We start from the raw sequence: 18809 nt of genomic DNA, 5'->3' as shown, positions 1-18809 counted from the left end.
CACCTCACTTACTTTAATGCCCGTTTTAAAAGGGATTTAAAAATTGTATTAACTTCTTGATCGGGTAACGGCGGCGTTAAATGTTCGTTAGCAAAAACCAACAAGCTGTACGCAGTATCACCATCACAACCGGTATGCAATAATTTACCTAACAGGGATGTTAAATAGATGTTGCGTTGTCCTTGATCAGTTCCGGTTACTAGCTGATCTAATAGCTTACCTGTCCACGACTTATATAAACGATGCTGTAAGGTCTTGTGAGCGGTTTGCTGACTTGTTAACAGATTAACCAACCACGCCGGCAATGGGCTTAAACGAGTCAAATCAGTGCCCTTAATCGTTTGATAGGGCTTGCCGTCAAGCTGACTAGGCGCCATCATAATTTGTTTGGTTTTGAGTTCAATACTAGGAACAATCACTTTATCCGGTAGCTTTTGATTAGTCTTAAAGAAGTAATGTAAGCCATCGTGGGGCGTTTGTTCAGCATATTGGGGGATGAGGGTCATCCCCTTGGCTTGCCACTGCTTTAACACCTTGCGGCCGTCTATTTGGGTGTGATGGTCAATATCCACCACAACTATGCCTGTATCAGCCAACCGCAAGCCAAGATTATACTGCCGGTCATTATCAAACCATTCACCAAGTTGGATTAGGTTATCAGTAGCGTCCAAATAACCGTGGGCGGTCACTGGGCGCTTGCTGTTAGCTTGTAAAGGGAAGCCTTTAGGCCTTGTTTGGCTAGCTTATGGGCGATACTAGTTAACTCATTCATGGTTATCACCTTCTTGCTTCTCAAGATATTTCAAAACGGCTTGTGCATGGTGTTTATTTCCAATTGCCCGCCCATCTATAATCCGTTTAGAAACATCTTTGGCGACAAATAAATCGGCTGCCCATTCCTGTGATTCGGCCACCCAAATAAAGTGACGATCATCATAGGGTAAGAATAATGGATTCTGGGCTTTGAAGAGGGCTAACGAATTCGGGTCATTGGCTTCTGATACCAGTCCTTCATCAATCGCTTTTTTGGTCGGCTGACCGTTCTGGTCGATCAAATGACTCTTGATCATATGGCGGTAAACGACATCCTTAGAAACATCCACGCCCCGTGATAACAAATAAGCATGGGATTGCTCCACTAACTCCGGGTAAATAATGCGATCATCTTTCATCTTGCTAACTCCTCTCTAATCCACAGTGCCTAAAATGGGAATCCCGACAGTTAACTGCTGGGTGGTTTGGACAGCCTGTTCAGCATGTTCAACATTAATCACGAGACTGTTAAGTAAATATCGGACATCAGCCCGCTTACAAGGCGGGGTCTGGTTTAAGGTATTGACTTCTGCGGTTAATAATTTAAGTTCTGCTTTTAAATTAGTGAGTTCTTGTAAAGACTCGTTTAATAGTTCCTGTTGCCGGTTACGCATGCCATTACCCCACTTTCTGTACTTCTTCAATTGATAAGCTTAGCTGGTTTTGTCATAATGCTTTGAATCCATATTATGGGTTTCTAAGTAGCGCGCCAAAGCATCTTGAATAAGCTTAACGGTTGCTATGTAACCGAGTGTATCCGTGTTTAATTGATTCATTTGGGCTTCTACCATTCTAAAATCTAGTTGTTTCATCTTTAATTACTCCCTTTACTTTGTTAAAATAAAAGGGCACAAAAATATGGGAATGTGTTAGACCGTTACTCGCCAAAGTTGAACGGTCTATTTTTGTGCCCTCGTTGGTCATTTCCGTAACCTCATTTCTTAATCAAACCAGTCGTGGGGATGATCGTACATACTCTTGGCCACGACTCCTAAACCAAAAGCAGTTAAAAACTTCACCAAAAACAAAATCCATGCGCCAATCTCGGCAATTAACATCCTAATGACCTTCTTTCATAAGTTGCTTAGCCGGTAAGGTTATTTGATAAACAATGCCCTGAACCTGCAAAGCGTCTTTAATTTGCTGATAATCTAAATGCATCCCTAACAAGATCTGGACTTGTTGCTTAACTCGTTTAACCGCACCGGCTTCATTGCTATTAAGGTAATGGGTAATGGGTTCATCTTTAGGGATGTCCCGCTGTTGCCTTAACGTCTTCGTTGAAACGCCGAGCGCCTGCTTGTAGATTAATTTGTTAACATTTCCATACAAGTGATGATGTTCATCCAAATGGGGACTTTCAGCAATCGCTTGATGTAGATCTTTGGAAAAATGTTTACCCAATTCGAATTGCACTTGTTTTTTATAAAGTACCCGTTTCATTGCAAAGAATTGATGAACCAATACTTTTTTAAACTGTCTAACTAGTTTTGTATTTCCCATATAGGTAATTAACAGCGTTGCTTGTTCTTCATTTAAACGCCACACTTTACGAGGATGACCACCTTTACTTCCTTTGAGGGGTAACTCCATTGAGAATGGAAGTACCCCTAATTCTTCAAGGTCGTTCTTATACCTACGAATTAATTCATTCACCGTCTTGTGCGATGAACCGGCATATTTTGCAATCACATCACTAGTTGTAAAAGTGTCAGCATAAACAGCCTGACTGCTTAGAAACACAATTTCCTTTTTCATCTGATTAACCTTCTTTCAACGTGTTAGTAGCATGATATTGCGATATAATAGACTTGTTCCACAAGGGGAATGGCATCATTCCTTTCAAAACTAAACATAGAAAACTTACCCACTACCGCCCGTTGATTAATTTCAGCGGGCTTTTTGTATGTGTTACATTCTTTCTTGACGATTGTTCACGAGCTGGCGACTTGTGTTTTTATTTGATTAAACCGTCATTCAAGAGAAAACTATCAACTTCCGCCTTCTTAAAGAAGGCGATATTGGGGGATGCTTTTGTATGATGTTCCGGCAACCCCAACTTAACCATCCCGGTAACCGTATCTGTTCCAACTGAAAGGTACTTGGCCACACCGGATTTTCCTTTCAACCATTCTGGTGCTTGAATCGCATTGTTTCTGACCTGTTGAACAGCTTCCGACATCACCGCAAACACCTCACGTCTTAGCTGTTCACTGTCTTCACTGGTTAAGGTTACTTTTAACGGTTCCTGCATGCTGTCACTCCTTTGCTTTAGTAAGTTCCTTGATTGCCTTTTCAACACGTTTACGTCTTTCTTGATTTAATGGAGTTCTTAACCATCTTGAAAGTGTTGTGTCTGCAATTCCTATTTGGGTAGCAACTGCCCAATTCAGTAAATCGTTTCTTTGAATTTCCTCTCTAATTTTTTTATTTGCTGGCATTTTCGCCCCTTATTGTAAATTATATATTCACATAATTACGTTTTATTGTAATTAATAACTACATGCTATATTGATTATTTTCCATTGTCAATAATAATAACAAGTTGTATGATATTTGGTGAACATATAGTTTGCAATTTGGAGGTAATTGTTTGATAACTGTTAATTTAAAGAGATATGTTGACGCTTCAAAAATTAGCATCAACCGATTGTCAAAGATAACAGGGATTTCAAGACCAACATTAACGAATATATACAATGGGAAAAGCAAGGGAATTCAATTTGATACCCTTGAGACTTTATGTACTTTTTTTAACATCGGGATTTCTGAATTAATATCAAGGACAATACCTACAGAGAAATTTCAATTTATTGAATTAAGCGGGGAAAAAATAAATACGGACGAAAATAGAATTGTTGGTATCCAATACGAAAGAACCCTTAACAATAAAACTGACTTAGAAGTTGCCATATTTATTGTGAGTTTCAATAAAATCGAATCTGAAAGATTAACAGAGGGGTTAAATACATCTAAAAACAACCTGCTTAAAAAGAATTTATCTTTCTCGCTCGAATGGGTTAATAAACAGGATATTGATTTGTTGAAAAACAAAATCAATCAATCGGTACTGCACGAAATAAGAGTTAACAATATGTTAATGAATTTTGGTGAAACAGTTGGCCTGTTTAAAAGCCTCAAAAAAAGTCTAATGGCCTATATTGGAAAACAAATAATAATGAATTTTATTAGTAATTCCAATATTGACATTGATAGTAAAACACGATACCAAATAATAATTAATTGGAACCTTGGAACAGAAAGCGCACTAAATCCCGAAAAATACCACTTTGAATACATGGCGTTCTCTGGAATGGTTATTTCCATGGATGACGAGTCAGACGGAATCGAACAGCAATATGAACAAGAACATACAATTGAGGATGATACTTTTCGACAAATAACGCATCCAAATTTAACAAAGTTATCAGATAAACAGCATAAAGGTAAATAGCTTTCAGTTTACATACCGTTCACGAGCTGGCGCTGAAAGGAACGGTAATTATGGCAAGTATCAAGGGTTACACCTTAAAGAATGGCAACAAACGTTATTTATTTCAGGTCTACGCTGGTTTAGATCCTCAAACGGGTAAACCAAAGCGAATCATGAAAAGAGGCTTTAGAACAAAAAAAGAAGCCACCTTAGCAGCTAATCAATTGGAATTATCAATTAGTCAAGGTGACTTCCATCAAGAAAGTAATATTCTGTTTAGACAAGTTTATGAACAATGGTATCAAGGATATATTAACACTGTCCGAGTTAGCACATATTGTCGAACAGCAGGGATGTTTGAGAATCACATTTTACCAGAACTGGGAAATAAAAGGATTCGTACTATTACCATTGCTCAAGTTCAACGAGCAGTTAATAAGTGGTTCAAGCAGGCAACTTACAACTATAAGCGGTGGTATGAATATACAATGGCTATTTTTGATTACGCCCTAAAACACGGCTATATGCACGGTGATAATCCCGCTAAGATGATTACCATCCCTAAACGTAAAGAAACTTGGGGTGAAAAGCCGGAAAACTTCTGGGATAAACAGCAACTTGCCCAATTCTTTAGTTACATTGATCCTAAAGAGGAATTAGAGAAATACACGCTATTTCGAGTTCTAGCCTTTGCGGGTGTCCGCCGTGGTGAATGTTTAGCCTTAACTTGGAATGATGTTAATTTTAGCAAATCAACACTAAGTATCAACAAAACATTAACTCAAGGAATGCGTGGTAAGCAGATCATTCAACCACCGAAAACCAAGAAAGGTCAGCGGGTCATTGCTTTAGACAAAATTACGCTTAATTACCTAAAACAATGGCGTGCCCGACAAAGGCGCGAATATTTAATGCTGGGATTCAATACGATTCAACGTGGTCAATTGATCTTTGCTAACAGTAATAACGGGTTTAAATCACTAAACACACCCGCTAAATGGTTGAATAAGATTATTAAAGCCCACAACCTGAAAAAGATAACCGTTCACGGTTTCCGGCACACTTCTGCAAGTATGTTATTTGAGGCCGGGGCAACCATTAAAGAAGTTCAAACTCGATTAGGTCATGAGGATGCTCAAACTACTTTAAATATTTATACCCACGTTACCAAAAAACAAGATAATCAAGCAGCCGAAAAGTTAGCAAATTACCTCGATTTTTAGTCAATGGTAAGCAAATCGGTAAGCATTTTAAGAATTATTTTGGCGAAAAGTCGCATGAACACTGTAAGATAGCAGGTTTCTAAAAAGTTGGGTTCAATACCCTGACTGCCCACTATATTACATAAACCACTAAATAACAACCACGCCGCTTCAATGCCGTGGTTGTTATTTTTTATACTGATGATAAAGAAAGACTGGGACGCTTGCCCCGGTCTTTCTTTGTTTTTGACTAACAACGACAAAATAACTATCCACCATCTTGTGCATAAGAGATGGAAGAAAATTTATTATAAGATTTTACAAACAATAGTTTAACCGTTCCCCGTGGACCTGATCTGTTTTTTTCAATAATGACCTCAACTTCACCAACATCATTTTCATCGTCAGCACCCTGAGAATCACTATCATCGTCATCATCTCGCTCATAATAATCATCACGATAAAGAAAAGCAACAATATCGGCATCTTGTTCGATAGAACCCGATTCACGAATATCCGATAGTACTGGTCGCTTATCCTGACGCTGCTCGACACCGCGAGAGAGCTGTGACAAAGAAATAACCGGCACGTGTAATTCTTTAGCCAATTTTTTTAGTTGTCGAGAAATATATGAAACTTCTTGTTGTCTGTTTTCTTGTTGACCGCCTTCAATTAACTGAAGATAATCAATTACAATAAGTCCTAAGTTACCATTTTCTTTAGCCAGCCGACGACACTTAGCGCGAATTTCGGACATTTTAATGCCTGCAGTATCATCGATAAAAATGTTGGCTCGTGATAAACTCCCCATTGCAACAACAAGGTTTTGCCATTCATCTTCGGTTAATTGACCTGTTCTCAAATGGTTTGCATTAATACTGCCTTCAGAACATAACATCCGGTCTACCAAGGATTCCGCACTCATTTCCAAACTAAAAATAGCAACGGTTTTATCTGTTTTGGTTCCGACATTTTGAGCCACATTTAAAGCAAACGCCGTTTTACCAACGGCCGGCCGAGCAGCTAAAATGACTAATTCATCATTGTGCAGTCCGGTCGTAATTTTATCAAGTTCAGGATATCCGGTAGAAAGCCCAGTTACGGTTTCACCTTCCTGCGATAATTCATCAATCTTATTAAACGCCGAGTTCAAAACATCCTTAATCGCTTTAAAACCAGACTGATTACGATCCTCCGCGACATTCATAATATCACGTTCAGCGTTATCCAAAACAGTTGTAACGTCTTCATCGGTATTATAACCATCTGTCACAATATTTGTAGCCGTCTGAATCAAACGTCTTAAAATGGCTTTGTCCTTGACAATCTTTGCATAATAAGTGACGTTTGCCGCTGTTGGCACCGCATTTGCCAGCTCTGTAATGTATTGGTATCCACCAACATCATCTAAATTGTTTTGATCTTTAAGCATATCCGTCACCGTAATACCATCTACGGCTTGGTCATCATCATTTAGCTTAACCATTGCCTGAAAGATAATCTGGTGGGAATGCTTGTAAAAATCATTTGGATCAAGGTATTCCATCGCATCTATTAAAGCGTCGGTACTCAGAAAGATTGATCCCAGTACCGCTTTTTCAGCTTCAATATTTTGAGGTGGCACCTGATTTACTAAATCATTGTTCATTAATAGTCACCAATTTAATCTTAAACCCAGGTTTTCTAGTAGTTTTAAAAACATCAATCATACTGTTCTAACATAAAAATTAAATACTGTCCAAACAAAAGGGACTGGAGACAAATGATGTTAATCGTTTTGCTTCCAGCCCATTTTGCAAACCTATCAATTATTTTTCTGATACATGAACTCTGATTCGTGCAGTTACTTCAGAATGTAATTTTACCGGCACATTAGTATATCCGGCAACCTTGATTGGTTCGCCCAACTCAATTTTTCGTTTATCGAGCTTAATGCCATACTGTTTATCCAAAGCCGATGCAATCTGCTTACTTGGAATTGAACCAAATAAACGGCCATCGGTTCCCGACTTGGCTTTTAATTCAACGACTGTCTTGTCATCTTCCAACTTTGTTTTAACGGCCTTAGCCTCTTCAAGCTCTTCTTCTTCACGCTTTTGTTCAGCCCGTTGCTGACCCTTCAACTGACTCATTGCCTGACGGGAAGCTGCTTTTGCTTTGCCATTTTTAATCAGAAAGTTTTGAGCATAGCCGTCTGGAACTTCTTTAACTTCACCGCGTTTACCTTTACCACGGACGTCTTCTAGAAAAATAACTTTCACAACAGATCACTCCTACTATCCTCAAAATTTGGTTTCTCTATTCATTATCATCGATATAGTCGATCGTTTCAAGCAGTAATTGTTTGACTTCCGCAATCGACTTATCTTCAATTTGGGTAGCTCCACTTGAAAGATGGCCACCCCCGCCCATTCGTTCCATAATGATTTGAACGTTTATTGAGCCGGTACTCCGAGCTGAAACACCAATTTTATCGTCTGAACGCTTAGTGATAATAAATGATGCATCAACACCTGACATCGTAAGCAATGAATCACAAGCTTGAGCAGCCGTTACCGGATCATAAACCCGATCTTCTTCACCCACAATCATGGCCATATCTTTATGGAAGAATTCAACCATTGAAATAAGGTGATTACGCTGCAAATAGTTATCAATGTTTTCTTTCATTAATTGCTGCATTTCCACTGAGTCAGCTCCAGCTGAACGAAGATAACTAGCAGCGTCAAATGTTCTGGTACCAGTTCTCATTGAGAATGATTGCGTATCAATAAAGATCCCAGTCAACATAGCCGTTGCTTCAATACGGTTAATGGGTTCTTCCTCGTGTGGTTGATATTCAAACATTTCGGTAATCAATTCACAAGTTGAAGAAGCGTAAGGTTCAATGTAAACCAGCATTGGGTTTTCAGGGAATTCTTCTCCCCGCCTATGATGATCAATGATAACCACTTTCTGGGTCATACGCTGATACAGATCCGGAGAAATACTAATTGATGGTTTGGAATGATCAACCATAATTAACAGACTACTATCTGTTACCTTGGAAAGTGCTTCCGCTGGCGTGATGATGGCGTCACTGATTTCCGGATATTTTTTTGCTGCCTCAAGAAGTCGCTGAATATCAGAATGAACTTTTTCTTTATCCAAAACAATCCAGCATTTTTTATTATTCATTTGAGCAATTCGGCGAATCCCCATACAAGCACCTAAAGAGTCCATATCGGGGCGTGTATGGCCTTGAACGAATATCTGGTCAGCATCCCCCATTAATTCATTTAACGCTTGAGAAATCATTCGTGCGCGGACACGAGTCCGTTTTTCCATTGGGTTGGTTTTACCACCATAAAATCTAGCCGTACCATCCAAAGATTTGACGACAACTTGGTCACCACCACGGCCAAGTGCCAAGTCCAAATTGCTTTGTGCTTGATCAGCTAAACTATTTAAGTCATCTTCTCCATACGAGATTCCGATACTAAGTGTTAATGGGAAATTTTGCTTAGATGTACTTTCACGAACGATATCCAAAATATTAAATTTATCATTTTCAATCTGGGTCAACGATTTGGCATACGCCAATAAGAAAAAATGATCATCATCAATTTGTTTCAAATACATACCGTATTTTTTAGACCAGGTTGCTAATTCGTTTGTCACATAATTACTCAAATTAGAAATTTCCTGATCAGTCATTGACTGAGTTATTTCATCATAATTATCTAAAAATATTTGCCCAACTGAAATCTGTTCTTCTTCATATCTTTCTTCCAAATTTGCATACCGAGTGATATCAAGCATATAAATGGAATGATACTCACTTTGAATCAGCATTGTAAATTTATGGTCACGCCAAGTAACAGTATGAAATTCATCAGAATCTCCATACTTCATAATTAACTGTTGTAGGTCATGATCTACATCTTCAATTCGTTTTCCAAGAATATTTTCATTATTAAAATATCTAGTAAAATATGGGTTTGTCCACTCTACCAATCCATTTTCATTTAAAATCATGACACCGATAGGCATTTCCAACAAACTTTCCTGTTCACCGCGATGAATCCGATAGGACAAGTCCGAAATGTATCTATTTGTATCCGTACTCATCTCATTCATCATCACAATTGTATAGATAAGTCCCATAATACTAATGATAACAAGAATAACTGAAGCCACGATATTATATAAAAACGAGATAACCACACCATAGATTACGATAAGTGCGATAAATAACATTATTCGTCGCAAACGGCGATTATGAACAAATGGTGGTAGTTCACCACTATTACGAGAAAACCAATTTTTCATTTTTTATCCTCTTGAATTACTATGCTTAATGTTTTTATTTTACCATAAAATAAAGATTAAATTTTTCTGAAGAATTTCAAAATACAATTATCTATTGCATTTATCTTCAATAATGGTTGCATGGTATTTCTTTATGAATATAAAAGAGAGGTCCAAATAAAACCGAAGTTTTATCCAGACCTCCTAATAAAACACTATTAGTCTTCAGCAACGAAGGACATTAAGCCCATGATTCGTGCTCGTTTAATAGCAATTGTAAGCTTACGTTGATTCTTAGCGCTAGTTCCAGTTACACGACGAGGAAGAATTTTTCCTCGTTCTGAAACAAAACGCTTCAACAAATCAACATCTTTATAGTCGATGTATTCGATGTGATTAGCAGCGATAAAATCGACCTTACGGCGACGACGGCCGCCACGTCTTTGTTGAGCCATGTTAGTTCCTCCTCATGAAAGTCTCTTCACCATTTCTAGTTTAGAATGGCAAATCATCATCGGAAATATCAATCGAGTCCCCTGAGTTAGCAAATGGGTCATTAGGATTACTCTTATTGCCACCATTATTGTTACTGCTACTATTAGGGTTCGAATTATTATTATCGAATGGATTACTATTTCCGTTATTTTGTTGAGGAGCATTACCGTTTTGCTGATTACTTGCATTGTTGTTCCGTGCTGAACGCGGTTCAAGCAAAGCAAAGTTCTCTACAACAACTTCAGTCACATAGACCCGTTGTCCTTGTTGATTTTCGTAATTCCGAGTTTGGATACGACCATCAATTCCAACAAGAGATCCTTTATGAACAAAGTTGGCAAAATTCTCAGCGGATTTACGCCAGATTACACAGTTAATGAAATCGGCATCACGTTCACCTTTTTGGTTAGTGAATTGCCGATCTACTGCTAACGAGAAAGTACCAACAGCCGTTCCGCTCTGTGTGTATCGTAAATCAACATCACGGGTTAGGCGTCCCGTTAAAACTGCACGATTAAGCATGCTGAATCTGCTCCTCTCATAGTTAGAATGATTTATTAGTCATCGCGAACAACGATCATATGACGTAAAATATCGTCATTAATCTTTGATAAACGGTCAAATTCATTCAAGGCAGTATCATTATCACTTGTTAATGTGATAATATGATAAGTTCCCTCATTGTAGCCACCGATTTCGTATGCGAAACGGCGTTTTGACCAGTCTTTTGAGTCAAGAATCTTAGCACCATTGTCAGTAACGATTTTGTCAAATCGTTCGATAAGTGAAGACTTTGCTGCTTCTTCGATATCAGGACGGATGATGTAAGTGATTTCGTATTTCTTTTCTTCCATGATTGCACCTCCTTATGGACTTATGGCTCCCTTCCCGAGAGCAAGGAGAGTTTCTGTTTTTACTCAGATACTCACAAATAAGAATAGTAACATGTTTCCGATAAAAGATCAATATGCCTAAATTGATTTACGATACATTAATTATATACGGCAATAATGAATTTGTTTCTTCAAATAAATAAAAATGAATTCAAGTCAGATGTGAACTTGAATTCATTTTTATTTTGTTGAGTTAATATCGAATATTTAACAATTTAGCATTTTTAACATCAGAAATCGTTTTGGTACCCGCCAACTGCATAATAATCTCTAACTCATGATCCAAATGTTCAAATACAGACTGAACGCCCTGAGCACCACCAAGTGCTAATCCATAGATAACTGGTCTCCCAATTCCAACCAAATCTGCACCGGAAGCAAGCGCCTTAAAAACATCGGATCCACGACGAATACCGGAATCAAAAATAACAGGTACTTTCCCATTAACTGCTTTGGCAACATCTTCCAATACATCAAACGATGCCGGACCACCATTTAATTGGCGGCCACCATGATTAGAAACGTAAATGCCCGATGCACCTGCACCAATTGCATAAAGTGCATCCTCTGGTGACTCGATTCCCTTAACAATAACAGGCAAATCCGTATAATTTGCGATTCGTGCAACATCATCCGAACCGATTTTCTGAGCAGCTGAAGCATAAATTTCAGCAATGCCTTTACCTTGACCATCATCTTCACTGTATTTAGTAAGGTTAGCCATAGGAATTGGAAATTGGAAGTTATTGATAATGTCAGCTTCTCGATACCCATCGACAGTTGCATCTACTGTCAAAATAATGCCTTTAACCCCTGCTCTTTTCGCCTCATCCAAAAGCGCCTCGTTAAAATCCCAATCCTTACTCATGTACAGCTGGAAAAACTGAGGCGCACCAGTTCCACTCGCGGCAGTATCAGCAATTGAGGTTGAAGAGTAGGTACTCTGCGCCATTAGTCCACCCACAGCAGCAACACCCTTAGCAGTATCAACTTCTCCTTTTACATGTGCAAGGCCCTGAGCAGCTGCCGGTACCATGAAAAGAGGTGTCTTTAGTGGAATTCCAAATACATTTGTTTCCAGTTCCGGTTTCTCAATATTTGTCAATGCTCGTGGCACAATTTGCTTATGTGTAAATGCACGACGATTTTCTCGTAATGTCCATTCATCTTCAGAGCCACCGGATATATAACCAAAACCACCGGTTGGAATTATTTCCTTTGCCTGTTTTTCCAACTGATCTAAATTCAAAACATTCAGTTTCTTTTCATTTTCATTTTGTTTGTATCCATTTACAACGACCATTTTAAAATCCTCAGCTTTTTCGTAAAGTGATTGATTTCAGAATATCACTTACAAAAAGTAAGTCAAAGATTTTTATCTAAAAAAACAAAGTAAATAATGGAATTATCCCAATACTTACTTTGCTTTCTTAAAAACGGTCTATTAATTTAGTTAGTTGAATCTGAATCTTCAGATGTATCACCATTGCTACTCATAAGGTTGCCTTTCGAAGCATCGCTGCTAGCTTCGTCTTCTTGTTTCTCCACCTTGGCCATCGTTGATACTTTTGAATCTTCATCAATTCTGATTAAATGAACCCCCAAAGTAGAACGGCCGGTTTGTGAAACATCTTCTATTCCAAATCGAATCATAACCCCTTTATCAGTGATCAACATAATATCCTCGTTGCCACTAACAGTTGTTAATCCTGAAAGAGGTCCGTTCTTTTCTGTGATATTGGCAGTTTTGACACCCTTTCCGCCACGACCCTTAATCGGATAGTCTGCAGCTGGCGTTCGTTTACCAAACCCTTTTTCAGAAATAATAAAGACTTCACTGTCAGGATTCAAAACATCGGCACCGACAACGTAATCATTTTCACGCAAGCGAATACCCCGAACCCCAGTAGCTGAACGACCCATTGAGCGAACATCAGATGCATTAAAGCTCATTGCATATCCAAGATGGGTTCCAATAATGACGTTTTGATTTTGATCAATAATCAAAGCATTAATTAATTGATCACCCTCTTTAAGGTGAATAGCAATTAAACCATTACTTCTAATATTTGCAAAATCAGAAACAGGCGTACGCTTAACTGTTCCATACAATGTCACAAAGAGAAGATCTTTTTGGACATCATTTTTGCGATCAGAAACATTAATAACCGCTTCGATCTTTTCTCCAGAATTAATATTCAATAAATTAACAATTGGGATTCCTTTTGCAGAACGACCATATTCAGGGATTTCATACCCTTTCATACGGTAAACTTTACCTGCATCGGTAAAGAACAACAGTACGTCATGTGTCGAAGTTGAAACCAACTGTTCAACAAAATCATCATCATGAACACCCATTCCTTGAACACCACGACCACCGCGATTTTGAGCTTTAAACTCTGTCGTTGGTAATCGTTTGATATATCCGTTATGAGTGAGCGAAACAATGACGTCTTCTTCCTCGATCAAGTCTTCATCTTCAAGACTAAGAACTTCACCCACTAAGAGTTCGGTTCGACGTTCGTCACCGAATTTCTTCTGAATTTCTAACAATTCTTCATAAATAATTTGGTTAACTCTATCACGACTGGATAAAATCGCTTTAAAATCTTCGATATCTTTCATTAACTGATTGTATTCTTTATCAATTTTTTCGCGTTCCAAGCCAGTCAAACGAACCAATCGCATATCCAAAATAGCCTGGGCCTGCTTATCACTTAAGCCAAAACCCGTAATTAATTGATTTTTAGCAACTTCACCAGTCTGAGATCCTCGAATGATTTTGATGATTTCATCAATATGGTCAAGGGCAATTCGTAATCCTTCCAGAATATGAGCTCTTGCTTGGGCCTTTTGCAATTCATATTTTGTTCGCCTTGTAATAACCTCAACTTGGTGTTCCAGATAATACTGAAGAATTTCTTTTAGGCTCAGGATTCTTGGTGTCCCTTTAACAATTGCAAGCATATTAAAACTAAAAGATGTCTGCATCAACGTTAATTTATATAAATTATTTAAAATAACTTCGGCACTGGCATCCCTTCGAACATCAATCACAACCCGCATTCCTTCTCGGTCAGATTCATCATTGATATCTGTAATACCTTCAATTCGCTTATCTCTTGCTAATTCAGCAATTCGTTCAATTAATTTGGCTTTATTAACCATATAAGGCAACTCAGTAGCGATAATCCGTTGTTTGCCACTCGCCTCACCTTCAATTTCAACCTTTGCACGTAAAATAATTGAACCTCGGCCAGTTTCATAAGCTTTTCGAATACCAGACTTACCCATGACAACTCCGCCAGTAGGAAAATCAGGTCCTGGCAGCACTTCCATTAAATCTGCTGTTGTAGCATCCGGATTATCCATTAATACATGAATAGCACTGATAACTTCAGAAAGATTATGTGGCGGAATATTCGTTGCCATTCCCACTGCAATTCCGGAGGCACCATTTACAAGGAGGTTCGGAAAACGTGATGGCAAAACACTTGGTTCTCTTTCGGTACCATCATAATTTGGAACAAAATCGATTGTATTTTTATTAATGTCGCGTAGCATTTCCATTGCGATTTTACTTAACCGGGCTTCAGTATAACGCATAGCCGCAGCACCATCGCCGTCAACAGAACCGAAGTTTCCATGACCATTAACCAACATATATCGATAACTAAAAGTTTGTGCCATTCGGACCATTGATTCATAAACAGCCGTATCACCATGGGGATGATATTTACCCAAAACATCTCCAACAATTCTGGCTGATTTTTTGTATGGCTTATCAGGAGTAACGCCTAATTCATTCATATCGTAAAGAATTCTTCGATGAACAGGCTTCAATCCATCACGGACATCCGGAAGTGCCCGGGCAACAATAACACTCATTGCATAGTCCAAAAATGATGTTCGCATCTTTTTGGACAAATCAACATTCGTGATTCTCCCCGGAAAATCCCCACCTTGGTTAGTTTCGTTAGCCAAACTTTTTACCTCCATTCAAAATTAAGAGCAGTAATGTTCCACATGAAACATTATCTTAGTAAATGTCACGCAATCATCGTTAAGAACGTACATTTCTATGATTAATTAAATATCAAGATTTTCAACAAACGTTGCATTATCTTCAATAAACTCGCGTCGTGGTTCAACCTTATCTCCCATCAACATTGAGAATACGTGGTTGGCTTCTGCTGCGTCCGAAGACTCAACTCTTAGAAGGTGACGATTTTCGGGATTCATTGTCGTATCCCAAAGTTGTTCAGCATCCATTTCGCCTAATCCTTTATATCGCTGAATAACTGGTTTAGGTGATGGCTGTAGGGTTCCTAAGAATTGATTCAGATCGTCATCTGAATCAATATAACGTTGCATTTTTCCTTGACGCACCTGATACAATGGCGGCTGCGCAACATATACATACCCTGCGTCAATTAATGGTCTCATATAACGATAGATCAAGGTTAATAACAACGTCTGAATATGCGCACCGTCAACATCCGCATCGGTCATAATAATTAACTTATGATAATTTATTTTTGATAAATCAAAATCGTCACCAAATCCAGTTCCCATTGCAGTAAACAAGGAGCGGATTTCTTCGTTAGCAAGAATTCGATCCATACTTGCTTTTTCAACATTTAAAATTTTCCCTCGAATTGGTAAAATTGCCTGCGTTAATCGTGCACGCCCCTGCTTAGCTGAACCGCCGGCAGAATCACCCTCGACGATGAACAACTCGGATATTTTCGGATCCTTACTGGTATTGTCAGCTAACTTACCGGGCAAACTACTAATTTCAAGGCCACTTTTACGACGAGTGACTTCACGAGCGCGCTTTGCAGCAGATCTCGCTTTAGAAGCTAAAAGCCCACGGTCAATAATCTTTCGTGCCAACTTCGGATTTTCCATTAAGAACTTTGAAAAATGATCGCTAAAGATTCGATCTGTAACAGTCCTAGCATCTGAATTTCCTAGCTTAGTTTTAGTTTGTCCTTCAAATTGAGGATCAGGATGCTTAATGCTGACAACGGCAGTTGTTCCTTCACGAACATCTTCCCCAGAAAGGTTGGCTTCATTGTCTTTAAGCAAATTGTTTTTACGAGCATAATCATTGATAACTCGTGTTAAAGCACGCTTAAATCCTTCCTCATGAGTACCTCCCTCATAAGTATGGATATTGTTTGTAAAGGTCATAAGTGTACTATGATAATCTTCAGAATAATCAATGGCCACTTCAACGGTAATCCCATTATCCATGCCTTCAACGTAAATTGGTTCTTTAAGCAATGTTTCTTTATCTTTATCAAGATACTCGACATAGTGTCGAATACCTCCCTCATAAAGGAAATCTTGTTCTGTTGGTTTTTCAGGCCGCATGTCTCGGACAATAATCCGAAGTCCTTTATTTAAAAACGCCAGTTCGCGAAGACGGGCTGTTAATACTTTGATATCAAAAGTCGTTGTTTCCCTAAAAATATCAGGATCCGGCAAAAAATGAACCTTAGTACCATGTAAATCATCTGACACATGATCGATCACTTTCATTGGAGTGGTAACATGTCCACGTGAAAAGTCCATATAATAGACTTTCCCATTTCGTGTAACAGCAACGTCCAATTCTTCTGAAAGGGCATTAACAACGGAAGCACCAACACCGTGTAGACCACCTGAAACTTTATACCCGCCTCCGCCGAATTTCCCACCGGCATGCAAAATCGTATACACCGTTTCCAGAGCAGGTTTGCCTGTTTTCTTTTGGATATCCACAGGAATTCCACGACCGTCATCAGTCACGGTAATACTATTATCTTTTTCAACTGTTACAGTAATCTTTGTCGCAAATCCAGCTAGAGCCTCATCAATTCCGTTATCGACGATTTCCCAAACAAGATGGTGAAGACCTTGAGAAGATGTGGTTCCAATATACATACCTGGACGCTTACGAACAGCTTCCAGTCCTTCAAGAACTTGAATTTGACTGGCATCATATTCATTTGCAAGTTCTTTTTTTGTTTCTTTTTGATCAGCCATGTTCTGTCTCCTTTACGATTCTTCTAAATTTACTTTGCCGTTTGCAATTCTAAATATCTTTGGGTTGCTAAGAAGTTCCTGTTGAACACCACTTAAACTTGTCGTTGTCAAAAATGTTTGTACCTTGTCTTGGATTGCTGTTAATAAATGTGTTTGTCGATAATCGTCTAATTCAGACAAAACATCATCCAATAGCAAAATTGGATATTCATTTGTTTGTTCTTTCATAAGATCAATTTCTGCAAGTTTAACTGAAAGTGCGGTTGTCCTCTGTTGCCCCTGTGAGCCAAATGACTGAACTTCTTTTTTATTGATAGCAAACTTAAGGTCATCTCGATGTGGCCCCAAGAGAGTGGTACCGCGCTGAATTTCCTTTTCTTTGATATCTGCAAATTGTTTTAGTAGATTTTGATAAATATTTTCAATAGATGTTAATTGTTCGTCAGGTACGACAGTCTGGTAAAGAAACGTCAGTGCTTCTTTTCCTTGAGAGATCTCTGTATGAACATTTTTTGCAAATCCTTCAAGTTTTTTTAATAGCTGTATCCGCTGATAAATAATTTCAGCACCATATGCTGATAATTGATCCGACAAAACATCTAAATATACCCTATCTGACTGAATTTTATGTTGAAGATCCCGTAGATATCGATTTCGTTGTCTTAAAATTTTTTTATATTGGGTGGAATTGTATAGATAACGATTACTCATCTGGCCAAATTCCATATCCATAAACTTACGTCGCACTTGTGGTGCACCCTTTACTATTGAAAGATCTTCAGGAGCAAACAAAATAACGTTCAATTGACCAACATAGCTTGATAATTTTGCTTGTTCTAAGTGATTAATCTTGGCACGTTTGCCCTTTGTTCCTAAATCCAGTTCTATTGGAACTTTTCCTAATTGTTTCTGAATTGTACCTTTTAATTGAGCAGTTTGGCTTTGCCAATTAATTAATTCTTTCTCATTTGACGTTCTATGACTCCTTGTAAGTGCTAAAACGTAAATGGCCTCAAGTAAATTTGTTTTCCCCTGTGCATTTTCGCCAAGAAATACATTAATTCCGTCTGAAAATTGCAGTGTTTGATCAATGTAATTCCGAAAATTATGCAGCGCAATATCTTTCAACCTCATTCAGAATCCTGCTTTGAGCGAATAAAAAATAAGCCAACATCTGGAACCTCAACGTTATCTCCAGCGTATAGCTTGCGACCACGGCGATTATCAGGCTCGTCATTGATATTTACAGTATGTTCCCTTAAATACCACTTGGCTTGACCACCACTACTGATAATCGATTCCTCTTTAAGTAATTGGCCCAGAGTAATATAAGGTCTATCAATGAAAATTTCTTTTTTCACAATTTCACCCACCTTTTACACATACATATTATACGCCATTTTTACGTAAAAGTATACGACTGCGGCTGTTTATACGCACTCTGAGCTGTTTTTTTGATTTTTAGGCACTTTTGTCAAAAAAGCGTAAAAGCTTCTAAAAAACACGTATATGAGCAAATATGTTGAAATTATGTGTTTTTTTATTTTGACCGAGATAAAGTGATTATGAGCATTAAATAAAGATTGAATTTATTAGTTGATAATGTATTTCTAAAGCACGTTTCAACTTGTTTTAGAAGAAAAAAAA

Annotated in this window: 20 protein-coding genes; 2 read left to right on the top strand and 18 right to left on the bottom strand. The window is 38.3% G+C overall.

The features are described from left to right. Window positions 1-8 precede the first annotated feature (8 nt). From HMPREF0519_RS01225 to HMPREF0519_RS01200, 7 genes are all read right to left on the bottom strand, one after another. Window positions 9-689 carry a bifunctional DNA primase/polymerase gene (locus HMPREF0519_RS01225; RefSeq protein WP_003633943.1) on the bottom strand — a complete coding sequence of 227 codons (681 nt, stop codon included), beginning with the start codon at window positions 687-689 and terminating at the stop codon, window positions 9-11. A 75-nt stretch (window positions 690-764) separates the two neighbouring features. Further along, window positions 765-1172 carry a hypothetical protein gene (locus HMPREF0519_RS01220; RefSeq protein WP_003633941.1) on the bottom strand — a complete coding sequence of 136 codons (408 nt, stop codon included), beginning with the start codon at window positions 1170-1172 and terminating at the stop codon, window positions 765-767. Between the two features lie 15 nt (window positions 1173-1187). Further along, entirely contained in the window at window positions 1188-1427 is a 240-nt protein-coding gene (locus HMPREF0519_RS01215; protein WP_003633939.1) for a hypothetical protein, read from the bottom strand. 39 nt (window positions 1428-1466) lie between these two features. Next, window positions 1467-1625: a hypothetical protein gene (locus HMPREF0519_RS13800; protein WP_003633937.1), complete on the bottom strand. Its 159-nt coding sequence runs from the start codon at window positions 1623-1625 to the stop codon at window positions 1467-1469. A 247-nt stretch (window positions 1626-1872) separates the two neighbouring features. Then, on the bottom strand, window positions 1873-2571 hold the full coding sequence (locus HMPREF0519_RS01210; protein ID WP_003633932.1) for a Rha family transcriptional regulator: 699 nt from the start codon (window positions 2569-2571) through the stop codon (window positions 1873-1875). Between the two features lie 199 nt (window positions 2572-2770). Continuing rightward, window positions 2771-3067, bottom strand: a complete 297-nt coding sequence (locus HMPREF0519_RS01205) for a hypothetical protein (protein WP_003633930.1) — start codon at window positions 3065-3067, stop codon at window positions 2771-2773. A 4-nt stretch (window positions 3068-3071) separates the two neighbouring features. Beyond that, entirely contained in the window at window positions 3072-3254 is a 183-nt protein-coding gene (locus tag HMPREF0519_RS01200) for a helix-turn-helix domain-containing protein (RefSeq protein WP_003633927.1), read from the bottom strand. Window positions 3255-3406: 152 nt separating this feature from the next. Between HMPREF0519_RS01200 and HMPREF0519_RS01195 the strand changes: the two genes are divergently transcribed. Together HMPREF0519_RS01195 and HMPREF0519_RS01190 are read left to right on the top strand one after the other, a co-directional pair. Then, window positions 3407-4267 carry a helix-turn-helix domain-containing protein gene (locus tag HMPREF0519_RS01195; RefSeq protein ID WP_040472603.1) on the top strand — a complete coding sequence of 287 codons (861 nt, stop codon included), beginning with the start codon at window positions 3407-3409 and terminating at the stop codon, window positions 4265-4267. Window positions 4268-4317: 50 nt separating this feature from the next. Then, window positions 4318-5469 carry a site-specific integrase gene (locus tag HMPREF0519_RS01190; RefSeq protein WP_003633923.1) on the top strand — a complete coding sequence of 384 codons (1152 nt, stop codon included), beginning with the start codon at window positions 4318-4320 and terminating at the stop codon, window positions 5467-5469. Between the two features lie 247 nt (window positions 5470-5716). On the opposite strand, the gene dnaB is transcribed toward HMPREF0519_RS01190, so the two are convergent. The 11 genes from dnaB to yaaA all read right to left on the bottom strand — a co-directional run bounded on the left by dnaB (window position 5717) and on the right by yaaA (window position 18523). Beyond that, window positions 5717-7096 (bottom strand): replicative DNA helicase, encoded by a 1380-nt coding sequence (gene dnaB / locus HMPREF0519_RS01180; RefSeq protein WP_003556669.1) that lies wholly within the window; start codon window positions 7094-7096, stop codon window positions 5717-5719. 160 nt (window positions 7097-7256) lie between these two features. Further along, a complete protein-coding gene (gene rplI, locus HMPREF0519_RS01175; RefSeq protein ID WP_003551013.1) occupies window positions 7257-7709 on the bottom strand; it encodes a 50S ribosomal protein L9 in 453 nt (150 codons plus the stop codon). A 37-nt stretch (window positions 7710-7746) separates the two neighbouring features. Then, a complete protein-coding gene (locus tag HMPREF0519_RS01170; RefSeq protein WP_190870477.1) occupies window positions 7747-9759 on the bottom strand; it encodes a DHH family phosphoesterase in 2013 nt (670 codons plus the stop codon). Window positions 9760-9956: 197 nt separating this feature from the next. After that, complete coding sequence (rpsR, locus tag HMPREF0519_RS01165) at window positions 9957-10193, bottom strand: 30S ribosomal protein S18 (protein WP_003551009.1); 237 nt, start codon at window positions 10191-10193, stop codon at window positions 9957-9959. Between the two features lie 40 nt (window positions 10194-10233). Continuing rightward, entirely contained in the window at window positions 10234-10755 is a 522-nt protein-coding gene (ssb, locus tag HMPREF0519_RS01160; RefSeq protein WP_003551006.1) for a single-stranded DNA-binding protein, read from the bottom strand. Between the two features lie 35 nt (window positions 10756-10790). Further along, window positions 10791-11087 carry a 30S ribosomal protein S6 gene (rpsF, locus tag HMPREF0519_RS01155; RefSeq protein ID WP_003551004.1) on the bottom strand — a complete coding sequence of 99 codons (297 nt, stop codon included), beginning with the start codon at window positions 11085-11087 and terminating at the stop codon, window positions 10791-10793. Window positions 11088-11319: 232 nt separating this feature from the next. Next, complete coding sequence (locus tag HMPREF0519_RS01150) at window positions 11320-12429, bottom strand: lactate oxidase (protein ID WP_003556662.1); 1110 nt, start codon at window positions 12427-12429, stop codon at window positions 11320-11322. Between the two features lie 146 nt (window positions 12430-12575). Continuing rightward, on the bottom strand, window positions 12576-15128 hold the full coding sequence (gene gyrA / locus HMPREF0519_RS01145) for a DNA gyrase subunit A (RefSeq protein ID WP_003633915.1): 2553 nt from the start codon (window positions 15126-15128) through the stop codon (window positions 12576-12578). 90 nt (window positions 15129-15218) lie between these two features. Further along, window positions 15219-17162 carry a DNA topoisomerase (ATP-hydrolyzing) subunit B gene (gyrB, locus tag HMPREF0519_RS01140; protein WP_003550997.1) on the bottom strand — a complete coding sequence of 648 codons (1944 nt, stop codon included), beginning with the start codon at window positions 17160-17162 and terminating at the stop codon, window positions 15219-15221. Window positions 17163-17174: 12 nt separating this feature from the next. Beyond that, window positions 17175-18296, bottom strand: a complete 1122-nt coding sequence (recF, locus tag HMPREF0519_RS01135) for a DNA replication/repair protein RecF (protein WP_003633913.1) — start codon at window positions 18294-18296, stop codon at window positions 17175-17177. Beyond that, window positions 18293-18523: a S4 domain-containing protein YaaA gene (gene yaaA / locus HMPREF0519_RS01130; RefSeq protein ID WP_035444180.1), complete on the bottom strand. Its 231-nt coding sequence runs from the start codon at window positions 18521-18523 to the stop codon at window positions 18293-18295. The genes recF and yaaA overlap by 4 nt, the downstream gene beginning before the upstream one ends. Window positions 18524-18809 lie beyond the last annotated feature (286 nt).

The sequence above is a fragment of the Lentilactobacillus hilgardii DSM 20176 = ATCC 8290 genome (assembly GCF_000159315.1).
Classification (GTDB): Bacteria; Bacillota; Bacilli; order Lactobacillales; family Lactobacillaceae; genus Lentilactobacillus; species Lentilactobacillus hilgardii.
Note: the sequence above shows the minus strand (reverse complement) of the source record. Positions and strands in the feature narration are given on the sequence as shown.